This window comes from Duganella sacchari (assembly GCF_900143065.1).
GTDB lineage: Bacteria > Pseudomonadota > Gammaproteobacteria > Burkholderiales > Burkholderiaceae_D > Rugamonas > Rugamonas sacchari.
In genome coordinates this window covers 161,260-172,865 of the sequence record NZ_FRCX01000007.1, presented here as the reverse complement: position 1 = coordinate 172,865, position 11,606 = coordinate 161,260, and the positions used below count along the sequence as shown (strand labels likewise).

Below are 11,606 nucleotides of genomic sequence, written 5' to 3'. Positions count from 1 at the left end.
CCTAAGCGACGAAGCCGATGCGGTCGGTGGTGGCGTTGCGCGCGTCGTTGATGGCGATCTTGCCTTCGTCCAGCAGCGCGCGCAGCGAGGTGTTCATGGTGTGGCAGCCCTCGCCCGGCTTGTCTTCCATCCAGATGCGCAGATTGGAGATCTGGCCGTTGGCGATCATCTCGGTCACCTCCGGATTGTTGGTCAGGCACTCGGTGGCGAGATAGTAGCGCTCGCCTTTCACGGCCGGCAGCAGCGCCTGGCACAGCACGCCACGCAGCGCGTGCGCCAGGGCCTGCGCCTGTGGTTCGGTGTTGCCCAGCAGGCGCAGCATCTTTTGCAGGCCCAGCTCGGTGGAACGCGCATGCAGCGAAGCCAGCACCAGCGGGCCGGCTTCCGCCAGCGCCAGCGCTTCCTGCGCCGTCTGCGCATCGCGGATCTCGCCGATGCAGATGACATCCGGACGTTCGCGCAGCGCATCCAGTGCGCCCAGGTAGAAACTCTCGACGTCGCCGTCAAAGCCCACTTCGCGCTGGGTGATCACGCACTGGCGCTGCGGGATCAGCGTCTCCACCGGATCTTCAATCGTAATGATGTGGCCGGAGCGGTGCTTGTTGATCTCGTCCAGCATCGACGCAATCGTGGTCGACTTGCCCTGGCAGGTGTCGCCAATAATCAACACCAGGCCGCTGGTGAGCTTGGCGAAATTCTGTTCGTGCACGCCCAGCCCCAGTTTGCCGAGCTGCATCGGCTCCTTGGGGAAGCGGCGGATCACGCAGCCGAGGCGCTTGCGGCCCTGGAAGCTGAAGCAGTTGGCGCGGATGCGGGCGGTATGCAGGTCGACCGCGCGGTCAAAGGCGCGGTCCTGGATGCGCTCGGCCCAATTCGGCTCGACCACTTCAAAGAACTCTTGCAGCTCTTCGCGCGTGATCGGCGAATCGGTGACGGCCACCAGCCCTTTCGGCTGGCGCAGCATCAACGGACTGTTTTGATGGATGAGGATGTCGCTGAAAATCAGCTTGGAATTCAGCAGGTGCAGGATCTGCTCGACGAGGGTGCCGAAGACCGGATGGTCTTCGTTCTCGATATAGCTCAGGGTGCGGATTTGCGACGACTGGTAGTGTTCCATCTCTGTTCAGATCTCCGGTGGGTCCGGAAGATTATAAGAGAAAAACTTGCAACGTCGAAACTTTTTCAGCTGCGCACTTTGGGATATTTGAAGCCTGTGCGCAAATCCATACTGAAGCGGCTGCCCTTTTCCGTGACCAGCACGTGATCGGGCGGTTCTTCACCGGCCAGCGGGCGATAAAACACCGGCAGACCTTCCGATTTACGCACCAGTTCGTCACAACGCTCAAACACGTTGGGGCAACCGGTATCGGCCAGCAAGGCTTGCACGATCGGCACTTTCCATGCATCGACGCCGGCCGACTGGAACTGGCAGATCAGATAACCGGCCGTCCCGCCCCAGCTATCGACCAGCAAGCCTGGCAGGCCGTCTTCGTCGCCACGGATCACCGGCACCAGGTCGGTCGGCGCAGCAGCACGCACCGCAGCCGCGCGCTTGGCGATAGCAGCGCGCACGCGGCGTTTCATCATGGCGTGGTCGACCGGCTCGTCTTCCTTATAGCTCCAGACGCGCGCGCGCACGTCGGATTTGGGATTCCAGGCCGCGCGGGCCAGGAACTGGTGCGACGAAGTCTGCACAATGGCAGTGGCGCCCAGTTTGTTCTTTTCTTGCGGGCGTCCGTCGACACGCTCGATGGCGGTGGCGTAGATCAGGATATCGCCGGCCAGCAGGCGTTTTTCCTTGCCCTGTTTAATGGTAATAGTAAGCATAGGCAGCATGATACCTCATGCGCCGACTATTCCCGGCGGAGCGCATTCTGCGCCACCCAGCGTGCAGTCTGTCGCAGTGCGCTGTCGGCTGGGCGATGGAATCCGTAGGATGCAGACTCAAGATCACTAACCAGGAGAGCATCATGACCATCCGCCGCATCGTTTCCGCCCTGTTCCTGTCTGCTGGCGTCCTGGCCGCCGCCGCCCCCATCCTCACCGCCCAAGCCGGCCCGATGAGCTGGCTGACCGGTGGCGAACGCATCCAGGGCAGCGGCAAGATCATCAAGCAGAACCGCGAAGTGAGCCACTTCAACGCGCTGTCGGTTGGCGTGAGCGGCGACGTCGAAATCCGCCTGGGCAGCACCGAAGGCTTGAGCATCGAAACCGACGACAACATCCAGCAAGCGATTGAAACCGTGGTCGAAAACGGCACGCTGCGCATCCGCACGGCCAAGAACAATTTGAAGCTCGACACCCGCACCATGAAAATCGTGGTCACCGCACGCAACCTCGACAAGCTGTCGATCGGCGGCTCGGGCACCGTCACCGCCGACAAGCTGCGCGGCGAAAAGCTGACGATTGACGTCGGCGGTTCCGGCGCCATCAACATCGGCCAGATGGAAAGCGAATCGGTAGCGATTGCGCTGGGCGGCAGCGGCAGCCTGAAAGCCAGCGGCACCACCGAGCGCCTGCAGGTATCGATCGGCGGCTCGGGCCGGGTCCAGGTCGGCCAGTTGCAGGCGCGCGATGCAGTGGTCAGCATCGGCGGCTCCGGCCAGGCCACCGTCTGGGCACAAAAATCGCTGAACCTGAGCGTGGCCGGTTCAGGCGACATCAACTACTACGGCGATCCGCAAATCAGCAAGAGCATCATGGGATCGGGCACCATCAAACGCCTGGGCGGCTCGCCGCAGTAAGCCGCAGTAAGCATTACCCGGCTTTGACCACGTTGAAGCCTTCCTCCTCTGCGGGCGGCACGAAGAAGCGGGTGATCTGATCGAATTCAGCCTCACTCGCATTGAATTGATGACCGCCCTCCTTATTACGCAGCCGCAGCCGCCGCTTGCACTCGTCGTCGCTCACGTCCAGGTAATGCAGGCAATGGGCGGCAGCTGTGTGCTCAAGCAGTGTTTTCATCCAGGCACGGGTGGCAACCGTATTGGCGGGAAAGTCCAGCACCACCGAACTGCCCGCAGCCAGGATATCCACCACCAGCGCCTGGATCGCGCTGCGCAGCCTGGCTGAGCAGCGGACGTAATCGGCCACCGACAGGATCTCTTCCGGATACAGGGCCGAGAGCAATTTGTCCTCGCTGAGCAGCACCGTATTGGGTGCCTGGGCCAGACTGCTGGTCAGGGTGGATTTGCCGGCTGCGATTTTGCCGCACACAAGATGCAATACCGGGGAATGGGCTGTGGTCATGAAACTCTCCTTTAAAAAAGCCTGAAGGTGAGCCCCATCAACCAGAACCCGCCTTCAAGGCGGGTTTCTTCCGAAGCAGGAAGCTACGCCGTTATCTGGAAAATGGCGGTAATAATCGTGAGCTTTCGGAAGTAATTTTTAGTCATCATGCCCTAAGCATTACATACAAAAATCGCCGGGGCAATACAGAGCGGGCAAATTTCTGGCAAAGTAGCGGTTTGCTCGTGCGACCTGTGGGCCGCCGCACCACGATTGATATGACTGGAGAATCCACAATGACTACTATTTCCTACCCAGACGTCCGCCTCCTGATCGGCAATGAATGGAGCGACGCCACCGGTGGCAAAACCATTCCGGTACTGAATCCAGCCACGGGCAAGGCCATCGGTACGGTGGCGCATGCGAGCACGGCTGACCTGGACCGCGCGCTGGCTGCAGCACAGCGCGGTTTTGAAGCCTGGCGCAAGGTGCCGGCGTTCGACCGCACCGCCATCCTGCGCCGCGCCGCCAGCCTGCTGCGCGAGCGCGCCGGCGACATCGCCGTGCTGCTGACCCAGGAACAGGGCAAACCGCTGGCCCAGGCAAAAGCTGAAGCCTTGGCTGGCGCCGACATCATCGACTGGTTTGCAGCCGAAGGCATGCGCGTGTATGGCCGCATCGTACCATCGCGTAATCCGGCAGCCCAGCAGCTGGTGCTCAAAGAGCCGGTTGGCCCGGTGGCCGCATTCACGCCATGGAACTTCCCGATCAATCAGGTGGTCCGCAAGCTGGCTGCCGCGCTGACCACCGGCTGCTCCTTCCTGTGCAAGGCGCCGGAAGAAACGCCGGCGTCGCCGGCCGCGCTGTTCCAGTGCTTCGTGGATGCTGGCGTACCGGCCGGTGTGGTTGGCCTGGTGTTCGGTGATCCGGCTGAAATTTCCAATTACCTGATCCCGCATCCCGTGATCCGCAAAGTGACGTTTACCGGTTCGACGCCGGTCGGCAAGCAGCTGGCGGCACTGGCAGGCCTGCACATGAAGCGCGTGACCATGGAGCTGGGCGGCCATGCGCCCGTGATCGTGGCGGAAGATGCCGACGTAGCGCTGGCCGTGGAAGCGACTGGCGGCGCCAAGTTCCGCAATGCCGGCCAGGTGTGCATCTCGCCGACCCGCTTCCTGGTGCACAACAGCATCAAGGAAGAATTCACGCGCGCGATGGTGGCGCATGCAGAGCGTCTGCAACTGGGCAACGGCCTGGTGGAAGGTACGACGCTGGGGCCATTGGCCAATCCACGCCGCGTGGCGGCCATGCGCCAGTTTGTGGAAGATGCGCGCGCCAAAGGCGCCAAGGTGGCAACCGGTGGCGAGCGCATCGGCACCGACGGCAACTTCTTTGCGCCAACCATTCTGGCTGATGTTCCGTTGAATGCGAGCGTGTTCAATGATGAGCCGTTTGGCCCGGTCGCTGCAATCCGCGGCTTTGATGTGCTGGATGAGGCGATCGCGGAAGCAAACCGTTTGCCATTCGGCCTGGCGGGTTATGCGTTCACGCGTTCGATCAAGAATGCGCATCAGCTGATGCACAATGTGGAAGTGGGCATGCTGTGGCTGAACCAGCCAGCGACGCCAAGTGCGGAAATGCCATTCGGCGGCATCAAGGATTCGGGCTACGGTTCGGAAGGTGGTCCGGAAGCGCTGGAAGCCTACCTGAATACCAAGTCGGTCTCGCTGCTGGGCGTTTAAGCAGGATCAGCCCTCGGCAAACAACTGCCGGGGGCTGGTGCCACGTGCGAGGGATTTGATCCAGAGGCGGAGCTGATCGCTATCCGCCTCCGCAATTCTGTTCGCTGCGTCAGCCGGTGTATCGCCTGCCTCAATCAAATCACTGAGCACACCCTGCAAGGCCTGCCGCTCACCTTGTTGCGCACCTTGCTTCAGCCCTTCTTGCACGCCTTCCTGCTTGGCTTCTTCGAGCGGCTGAAAGAGCCTGTCAAAGAACTCGTCGGTAAACACATCGGCCAATTTGAAATTTCTTCCGGATCGCATCGTTTCGCCCTCCTCCTGATCCATCTTAGTGTCATCAAAATCGTCTTGCAAGGTGAACTGTAGCCATCGTCTCAGAGTGACGGTGACCTGGTGCAGATCAGGTTGCCGCAACCATTGTGTCAATGCCAGTACCGCAGCATCCAGCTCAAGTTGGCTACGGGCTTGCAGCAAACGAAATAGCAATCCAACGATATTGCCGTGCACGCCGTGGTGCTGATCAATCAGCAGGTAGTGTTGGCGCGCCTGGTAACTCTCCAGTCCCTGCGGGGGGTGGCAGCATCAACTCCGTCAATTCGGTGGCAGCGTTCCATGGTTGCCGGCCGTGATACAACACAATGGGCAACACTGGCGGTAATTTTCCATGCTTGCTCAGCTTGTGCTGGGCTACCAGATCCTGATACAGCAAGCCTATATATACCTGCATTCGCAACGCCATCCACTTGTCCAGCGGGTCACGAAAGGTGGGAGCGTCGTGAAGTAATCAGTGCGCGTGCTTAGTGCACATGAACCTGCGTACCCACCGGTGCAGGCAGGACTTCCAGCACCGGCGCGGGCGCTTTCACGCCTTTGCTCATGCCTTCGCCAGCGATTTCATCCCACGCCACGCTGACCTTGCCGCACTGCTGCACGATGCGGAAGTACAGTTTGCCGGGCTCCGCAGGCAACTTGGCCTGCAATACAAATTCATCGAAATACGCGTCCGGCAGCGCACCGCCCTTCCATGTGATTTCGTTGAGCGCACCGCTGCTGACGATGTCTATTTTCCAGCCAGCCTTGGGCATGGGCTTGGCGTGCGTGGCGCCTTCGGGCAGCGTGACCGTCAGGCCGGTCGTGGCCTTGCCATCGCAACCATGGCCAACGCGGAATGACAGCTTCTGATACGTGCCGGCATAACCGCTAGTCTCGCCCAGCGTGACGTGAGCGTGGGCTGCAACGGCAGTAAAGCCCAGCAGCGCCAGCAAGATCTTGTTCATCGCAGCCTCCTTAGTGACCGCTATAGGTCAGCGGTTTGACCGTGACATCGAGCGACATCGTTTCGGTGCCCTTGCTCTGCTTGCGGATGAGCAGCGTGACCGGCACCGTCTCGCCCTCTTTCAACTGGCGCTTCAGATCCATCAGCATCACGTGATAGCCGCCCGAGACCATATTGACGGTCTGCCCGGCAGGCAGCGCGACAAACGGCACGGCATGCATGCGCATGGTCTGCCCATCCATCTGCATCTGATGGATTTCGACCGTGCCCGCAACCGGCGAGCGCACTTCCACCAGCTGCGCCTCGCGCGTGGACTTGATCTGCATGAACAAGCCGCTCGATTTGGCCGAGGGCACCGTGGCGCGTATCCACGCACCACTGACATCCACCTGGGCGTAAGCAGCAGCGCTGGCCGTCGCCAGCATCAGGGAGAGCAGGAGATTTTTCATCCTGCCATTATAGATCAGCGTTCGGACTTCAGAACTTTGCGCGCGATTTCCACCGTGGTGGTGCCATCGGTCAGCCAGATCTGGCCGTCCTGGATCGTGCACTGCAGCTGCATGGTGCGCTGCGCCATCTTGCCCAGCTGTTCGGTAGCGTCGGCAGGCAGATCGACCACGGTCAGGTTCTTGCAACGCTCCACCTTGTTGGCCAGGCCCTTCCACCAGATATGGCTGGTGGCCGAATAGCTGTAGACGTAGACATGCTCCGAGCGGCCGCAGGCTTTCAGGATCACCTTCTCGTCGGGCTGCCCGACTTCAATAGATAGCTCGATGGCACCGGTCAGGTCCTTGTGCCACAGATCCGGCTCCTCGACGTCGAACAGGCCCTTGGTAAAGGTCAGTGCGTCATTGGCGTGAATCGCAAACGCGACCAGGCGCACCATCATGCGCTCGTCGGTTTCGGACGGATGGCGGGCCATCGTCAGCTGGTGGGTTTCGTAGTAATTGCGGTCCATGTCCGCAATCGACAGTTCTGCTTTATAAATTGTTGCTTTGAGGGCCATCTAAAATTTCTCTTACTTAAATACGACGGTTTTATCGCCGTTTTGCAAAATGCGGTGTTCAACGAACCACTTCACGGCGCGCGCCAGTACCACGCACTCGACGTCGCGGCCAATCGCGGACAAGGTGTCGGCATCCATCGAGTGATCGACGCGTTCCACGTCCTGCTCGATGATCGGACCTTCATCGAGGTCGCCGGTGACAAAGTGCGCAGTGGCGCCAATCAGCTTGACGCCGCGGTGATGCGCCTGCGCGTACGGCTTGGCGCCCTTGAAGCTGGGCAGGAAGGAGTGGTGAATATTGATCGCCTTGCCCTTGAGCGCCGTGCACAGGCCAGGCGACAGGATCTGCATGTAGCGCGCCAGCACCACCAGGTCGATCTTGTGGGTATCCATCAGTTCGATGATCCTGGCTTCCTGCGCCAGCTTGGCTTCCTGCGGCGCGCCGGTCGCCAGCGGCAGGTGGTGGAACGGGATGTTGTAGCTGGCCGCCAGCTGGTAGAAGTCCATGTGGTTGGACACAATCGCCGGAATTTCCACCGGCAGCAGGCCGCTCTTGTAGCGGAACAGCAGGTCGTTCAGGCAGTGGCCGATCTTCGACACCATCAGCATCACGCGCGGCTTGTAGTGCGCGTCGCGCATCTCCCAGTCCAGCTTCATCTCGGCCGCCAGCAGGCCGAAGTCGGCACGCAGCAGATCATCGTTGACGTTGTGGTCTTCGCGCGCGAAATGCACACGCATGAAGAACAGCCGGGACTCGCTATCGCCAAACTGCGCCGAGTCGATGATGTTGCAGCCGTGCTCCGCCAGGAAACCCGACACGCGATGAACGATTCCGCGCTGATCCAGGCAAGAGAGTGTCAAAATGTATTCGGGATTGCTCATGACTGCCGTAAGGAAGTTGGACAAAAGAGATCTATTGTCGCACGCCTTGCCTTTTCAGACAAAAATAGCACGATCGTGCAATTTGAGATATAGTCATTCGAACCCCACATAAGGAGAATATCCATGGAGACAAATCTGCAATTCCGCCTGGCCGCCCGTCCGGTCGGCATGGTCAAGGACAGCGACTGGCAACAGGTGGACGAGCCGCTGCGCGAACTGGCCGATGGCGAAATCCGCATCAAAGTGCTGTACCTGTCGCTTGATCCGGCCATGCGCGGCTGGATGAACGAAGGCAAATCCTATATCCGCCCGGTCGCGATTGGCGAAGTGATGCGCGCTGGCGGCGTCGGCGTCGTGGTGGAATCGCAGTCGGCCAAGTTTGCCGTGGGCGACCACGTGTCCGGCGGCACCGGCGTGCAGCGCTACTGGACCGGCGCAGCCGATGACAAGAGCGGCGCCTTCTACAAAATCGATCCCAAGCTGGCGCCACTGACCACCTATCTGAATACGCTGGGCATGCCCGGCATGACCGCCTACTTCGGCCTGCTCGAATCGGGCCAGCCCAAGGCCGGCGAGACCGTGGTGGTGTCCGGCGCGGCTGGTGCCGTCGGCCAGACCGTGGGCCAGGTCGCCAGGCAACTGGGCTGCCGCGTGGTCGGCATCGCCGGCGGCAAGGACAAATGCGATTTCGTCGTCAACCAGCTGGGCTTTGACGCCTGCATCGACTACAAGAACGACTCGGTCAAGGACGGCCTCAAGCAGCATTGCCCGCAAGGCGTGGACGTTTATTTTGACAACGTCGGCGGCGAGATCCTCGACCTGGTGCTCACCCGCATCAACCTGAAGGCGCGCATCGTCATCTGCGGCGCCATCTCGCAGTACAACAACACCACACCGGTGAAAGGCCCGTCCAACTACCTGTCGCTGCTGGTCAACCGCGCGCGCATGGAAGGCATTGTCGTCTTCGACTACGCCGACCGCTACCACCTGGGCGTGGCCCAGCTGGGCCAGTGGATGAAGGAAGGTAAAGTCAAAAGCAAGGAAGACGTGGTGCAAGGCCTGGAGCAATTCCCGCAAGCGCTCAACATGCTGTTTGAAGGGAAGAACTTCGGCAAGCTGGTGCTGCAGGTCGCACCGGTCTAGCGCGGAACTTTTTATCGCCCTCGGCGGTCTCACAGATATCGCCAACCAGCCGAGGGCTCATCATGTTTCCACTCTTCCCGCCACTGCTCAAATCCCACATCGACGTCGTACTCGACTTCTACACCGACGTTGGCGTCCGCGCGCTGGAAGCCCTGTGGGCGATGAACAAACTCAATCTCGAGCTGTACCGCCAGCTGCCGCAATGGCCTTCTTCCATGCTGCGCATGGAACTTCCGTCCCATCCATACCTCTAAACATACAGAACAGCGCACCGGCTGTTCCTGTTTATCTTAACGGAGGTTTATATGGTCAACACAGCAAACGACAAACCCAAGGGCACGTCCAAGCGCGGCTTTGCCGCCATGGATGAAGCCACACAGCGCGCCATCGCCAGCAAAGGCGGACAGGCCGCCCACCAGAAAGGCACGGCGCACGAATTCGATTCGGAAGAAGCACGCCGAGCGGGTCAAAAAGGGGGCGAAGCGGTCAGCCGCGACCGCGAACACATGGCCGCCATCGGCCGCAAAGGTGGCGAGAGCCGCCAGTCCGCCGCCCGTGCCAATGCGGCACGGGAAAACGCCGCCAGTTCCGAACAGTCAGCCAAAGGCGGCAACCCGCCATAGGCGCCTTATGCCGCCGCCACGCCTTGCAAGCGCTGCAGCATGGAAGCATGCACGCCGGGCGGCGCCGCGGCGATGCTGGCCGAGGTCAGATGATACGGCTGGCCATCGGCCTGGGTGGTCACGCCACCCGCCTCGCGGATCAGCAACGAACCGCCGATACAATTGTAGCCATCTTCACCGTATTGCCAGAACGCATCCAGCCGGCCGCAGGCCACGTAGGCCAGTTGCAGCGAGGTCGGTCCCAGATTGCGCGCTGCCGCCACGTCGCGCAGCATGGCGCTCAGCGATTCGCCCGCCTTCTGCATCGCGCTGCCATGGCGCGTGGCAAACGGCGGCTGGCTGCTGGCGACGATGCCCATGTAATGGTCCTGGCGCTTGCTGACGCGGATGGCCTTGCCGTTGTAGAAGGCGCCATGGCCCCACAGCGCGTGGAACATCTCGTCATGCATGGCGTCGTAGATGGCGGTGAACACCGCCACGCCTTCACGCATCAGCGTCAGCGACATGCACCAGTTGGGAATCGTACGTAGGAACTGCACCGCGCCATCGATGGCGTCGCAGATCCAGTACTCGCCGCTCTTGGCATGGGCTTCGCTGAGTTCACCGTCAGCCCAGGCGATGTCCGGATAGCGCGCGGCCAGCGCCTGGCGCAGCAGATCGCTGGCGGCGCCGTCAACGCGGTGGAACGCGGCCCACATCTCATCCACCTCCACCACGGGCTCACTCTGCCAGAAGGTCTCGCACAGGCCGGCGCCAACGTCGCGCATCAGCTCCAGCACCCCCTCGGTGTCGATTGCAGTCATGGTTTTTTCCTTGCGATCAATGAAAGCCATAGATTGCCTGTAGAATGGAAACGCAGCTAACTGAAAAAGGACAACTGATAACGCAATCGGGCCAGCACATGAGCAACTACTACGGCGATAAACGCCTGACTGACGACATGCCCATCTACGTCGCCGCCCAGCACACCGATGGCGGTCCCGGCAGGGGCAAATTCACCCATCACCATCCAGAAGGCCAGATGTACATTCCCATGCAGGGGGTGATCCTGGTCGAGGCCGGTGGCAACCGCCAGGTCCTGCCGCCAGGACGGCTGGGCTGGATACCGCCGTACATGCCGCATTCGGCCAGCGCCCATGGCAGCAGCCTGAAACCGGGCCTGGCAGGCTACACCATCCATCTGACGCCCTCGCTCTGTGTTGGCTTCCCGGAGGAGTCGCTGGCGCTGCGCATGTCGCCGCTGGCGGTGTCGCTGCTGGAACGCATGTGCTTGTGGCCCAGTGGCATGCCATCCGATGCCGCAGGCGTGCGCATGATGAATGTCTTCCTCGATGAAATGCGCGTGGCCCAGGCCGATCCGCTGCACCTGACCATGCCGCGCCACCCTCGCCTGCTGGCCATGGCCGCCGCCATCGCCGAAGACCCGGCCGATGAGACCGACCTCGACGCCTGGGCCGATCAGCTGGGCTGGTCGCGCCGCAGCCTGACCCGTCACTTCCGCAGCGAAACCGGCATGTCGGTGGTGGAATGGCGCCAGGTCGCGCGTCTGCAAAAAGGCATGGAGTTGCTGAACGGCGGCGCTTCCGTCACCACGGTCGCGCTCAGCCTGGGTTACGACAGCGTCAGCAGTTTCATCGCCCTGTTCCGCCGCATCCTGGGCACCACCCCGGCCCGCTTTGCCGCCTGACCTCATTGTAGAGTATCAG

Annotated in this window: 16 protein-coding genes; 6 read left to right on the top strand and 10 right to left on the bottom strand. The window is 61.2% G+C overall.

What is annotated here, in order from left to right:
- Position 1: 1 nt before the first annotated feature.
- Positions 2 to 1,117, bottom strand: coding sequence for a type IV pilus twitching motility protein PilT (locus BUA36_RS17105; RefSeq protein WP_072786458.1), 1,116 nt, complete (start codon positions 1,115 to 1,117; stop codon positions 2 to 4).
- 65 nt (positions 1,118 to 1,182) lie between these two features.
- Complete coding sequence (locus tag BUA36_RS17100; RefSeq protein WP_072786783.1) at positions 1,183 to 1,827, bottom strand: class I SAM-dependent rRNA methyltransferase; 645 nt, start codon at positions 1,825 to 1,827, stop codon at positions 1,183 to 1,185.
- A 143-nt stretch (positions 1,828 to 1,970) separates the two neighbouring features.
- On the opposite strand from BUA36_RS17100, the gene BUA36_RS17095 reads away from it, so the two are divergent.
- Positions 1,971 to 2,744: a head GIN domain-containing protein gene (locus BUA36_RS17095; RefSeq protein WP_072786456.1), complete on the top strand. Its 774-nt coding sequence runs from the start codon at positions 1,971 to 1,973 to the stop codon at positions 2,742 to 2,744.
- Between the two features lie 13 nt (positions 2,745 to 2,757).
- Here BUA36_RS17095 and BUA36_RS17090 read toward each other — a convergent pair whose 3' ends face one another.
- Positions 2,758 to 3,249, bottom strand: a complete 492-nt coding sequence (locus tag BUA36_RS17090; RefSeq protein ID WP_072786454.1) for a P-loop nucleotide/nucleoside kinase family protein — start codon at positions 3,247 to 3,249, stop codon at positions 2,758 to 2,760.
- A gap of 275 nt (positions 3,250 to 3,524) precedes the next feature.
- Between BUA36_RS17090 and BUA36_RS17085 the strand changes: the two genes are divergently transcribed.
- Positions 3,525 to 4,970, top strand: coding sequence for an NAD-dependent succinate-semialdehyde dehydrogenase (locus BUA36_RS17085; protein ID WP_072786452.1), 1,446 nt, complete (start codon positions 3,525 to 3,527; stop codon positions 4,968 to 4,970).
- Positions 4,971 to 4,976: 6 nt separating this feature from the next.
- Here BUA36_RS17085 and BUA36_RS17080 read toward each other — a convergent pair whose 3' ends face one another.
- Genes BUA36_RS17080 through purU form a run of 6 tightly spaced genes read right to left on the bottom strand, consistent with a single transcriptional unit; the run spans position 4,977 to position 8,134 of the window.
- Positions 4,977 to 5,477, bottom strand: coding sequence for a hypothetical protein (locus BUA36_RS17080; RefSeq protein ID WP_139260618.1), 501 nt, complete (start codon positions 5,475 to 5,477; stop codon positions 4,977 to 4,979).
- Between the two features lie 13 nt (positions 5,478 to 5,490).
- Positions 5,491 to 5,709: an Rpn family recombination-promoting nuclease/putative transposase gene (locus BUA36_RS31630; RefSeq protein ID WP_072786448.1), complete on the bottom strand. Its 219-nt coding sequence runs from the start codon at positions 5,707 to 5,709 to the stop codon at positions 5,491 to 5,493.
- 58 nt (positions 5,710 to 5,767) lie between these two features.
- Positions 5,768 to 6,247 (bottom strand): YcnI family copper-binding membrane protein, encoded by a 480-nt coding sequence (locus BUA36_RS17070; protein ID WP_072786446.1) that lies wholly within the window; start codon positions 6,245 to 6,247, stop codon positions 5,768 to 5,770.
- Between the two features lie 10 nt (positions 6,248 to 6,257).
- Positions 6,258 to 6,695 (bottom strand): copper chaperone PCu(A)C, encoded by a 438-nt coding sequence (locus BUA36_RS17065; protein WP_072786444.1) that lies wholly within the window; start codon positions 6,693 to 6,695, stop codon positions 6,258 to 6,260.
- 14 nt (positions 6,696 to 6,709) lie between these two features.
- Positions 6,710 to 7,252, bottom strand: a complete 543-nt coding sequence (locus tag BUA36_RS17060; RefSeq protein ID WP_072786442.1) for a YaeQ family protein — start codon at positions 7,250 to 7,252, stop codon at positions 6,710 to 6,712.
- Positions 7,253 to 7,264: 12 nt separating this feature from the next.
- On the bottom strand, positions 7,265 to 8,134 hold the full coding sequence (purU, locus tag BUA36_RS17055; RefSeq protein WP_072786440.1) for a formyltetrahydrofolate deformylase: 870 nt from the start codon (positions 8,132 to 8,134) through the stop codon (positions 7,265 to 7,267).
- A gap of 123 nt (positions 8,135 to 8,257) precedes the next feature.
- On the opposite strand from purU, the gene BUA36_RS17050 reads away from it, so the two are divergent.
- The 3 genes from BUA36_RS17050 (at position 8,258) to BUA36_RS17040 (ending at position 9,900) form a co-directional block, all read left to right on the top strand.
- Positions 8,258 to 9,277, top strand: coding sequence for an NADP-dependent oxidoreductase (locus BUA36_RS17050; protein WP_072786439.1), 1,020 nt, complete (start codon positions 8,258 to 8,260; stop codon positions 9,275 to 9,277).
- A gap of 62 nt (positions 9,278 to 9,339) precedes the next feature.
- The gene (locus BUA36_RS17045; protein ID WP_072786438.1) at positions 9,340 to 9,531 is read left to right on the top strand and encodes a hypothetical protein; all 192 of its coding nucleotides are present in this window, start codon (positions 9,340 to 9,342) and stop codon (positions 9,529 to 9,531) included.
- 51 nt (positions 9,532 to 9,582) lie between these two features.
- Positions 9,583 to 9,900: a KGG domain-containing protein gene (locus BUA36_RS17040; RefSeq protein WP_072786436.1), complete on the top strand. Its 318-nt coding sequence runs from the start codon at positions 9,583 to 9,585 to the stop codon at positions 9,898 to 9,900.
- Positions 9,901 to 9,905: 5 nt separating this feature from the next.
- Here BUA36_RS17040 and BUA36_RS17035 read toward each other — a convergent pair whose 3' ends face one another.
- Positions 9,906 to 10,703, bottom strand: a complete 798-nt coding sequence (locus BUA36_RS17035) for an inositol monophosphatase family protein (protein ID WP_072786782.1) — start codon at positions 10,701 to 10,703, stop codon at positions 9,906 to 9,908.
- A gap of 98 nt (positions 10,704 to 10,801) precedes the next feature.
- Here BUA36_RS17035 and BUA36_RS17030 point away from each other — a divergent pair, with 98 nt between their 5' ends.
- Complete coding sequence (locus BUA36_RS17030) at positions 10,802 to 11,587, top strand: helix-turn-helix domain-containing protein (protein ID WP_084560232.1); 786 nt, start codon at positions 10,802 to 10,804, stop codon at positions 11,585 to 11,587.
- Positions 11,588 to 11,606 lie beyond the last annotated feature (19 nt).

What these genes read in the sequence shown, in the direction of transcription:
- BUA36_RS17105 (WP_072786458.1), bottom strand. Translation starts at nt 1,117, where the DNA reads ATGGAACACTACCAGTCGTCGCAAATCCGCACCCTGAGCTATATCGAG.
- BUA36_RS17100 (WP_072786783.1), bottom strand. Translation starts at nt 1,827, where the DNA reads ATGCTTACTATTACCATTAAACAGGGCAAGGAAAAACGCCTGCTGGCC.
- BUA36_RS17095 (WP_072786456.1), top strand. Translation starts at nt 1,971, where the DNA reads ATGACCATCCGCCGCATCGTTTCCGCCCTGTTCCTGTCTGCTGGCGTC.
- BUA36_RS17090 (WP_072786454.1), bottom strand. Translation starts at nt 3,249, where the DNA reads ATGACCACAGCCCATTCCCCGGTATTGCATCTTGTGTGCGGCAAAATC.
- BUA36_RS17085 (WP_072786452.1), top strand. Translation starts at nt 3,525, where the DNA reads ATGACTACTATTTCCTACCCAGACGTCCGCCTCCTGATCGGCAATGAA.
- BUA36_RS31630 (WP_072786448.1), bottom strand. Translation starts at nt 5,709, where the DNA reads ATGGCGTTGCGAATGCAGGTATATATAGGCTTGCTGTATCAGGATCTG.
- BUA36_RS17070 (WP_072786446.1), bottom strand. Translation starts at nt 6,247, where the DNA reads ATGAACAAGATCTTGCTGGCGCTGCTGGGCTTTACTGCCGTTGCAGCC.
- BUA36_RS17065 (WP_072786444.1), bottom strand. Translation starts at nt 6,695, where the DNA reads ATGAAAAATCTCCTGCTCTCCCTGATGCTGGCGACGGCCAGCGCTGCT.
- BUA36_RS17060 (WP_072786442.1), bottom strand. Translation starts at nt 7,252, where the DNA reads ATGGCCCTCAAAGCAACAATTTATAAAGCAGAACTGTCGATTGCGGAC.
- purU (WP_072786440.1), bottom strand. Translation starts at nt 8,134, where the DNA reads ATGAGCAATCCCGAATACATTTTGACACTCTCTTGCCTGGATCAGCGC.
- BUA36_RS17050 (WP_072786439.1), top strand. Translation starts at nt 8,258, where the DNA reads ATGGAGACAAATCTGCAATTCCGCCTGGCCGCCCGTCCGGTCGGCATG.
- BUA36_RS17045 (WP_072786438.1), top strand. Translation starts at nt 9,340, where the DNA reads ATGTTTCCACTCTTCCCGCCACTGCTCAAATCCCACATCGACGTCGTA.
- BUA36_RS17040 (WP_072786436.1), top strand. Translation starts at nt 9,583, where the DNA reads ATGGTCAACACAGCAAACGACAAACCCAAGGGCACGTCCAAGCGCGGC.
- BUA36_RS17035 (WP_072786782.1), bottom strand. Translation starts at nt 10,703, where the DNA reads ATGACTGCAATCGACACCGAGGGGGTGCTGGAGCTGATGCGCGACGTT.
- BUA36_RS17030 (WP_084560232.1), top strand. Translation starts at nt 10,802, where the DNA reads ATGAGCAACTACTACGGCGATAAACGCCTGACTGACGACATGCCCATC.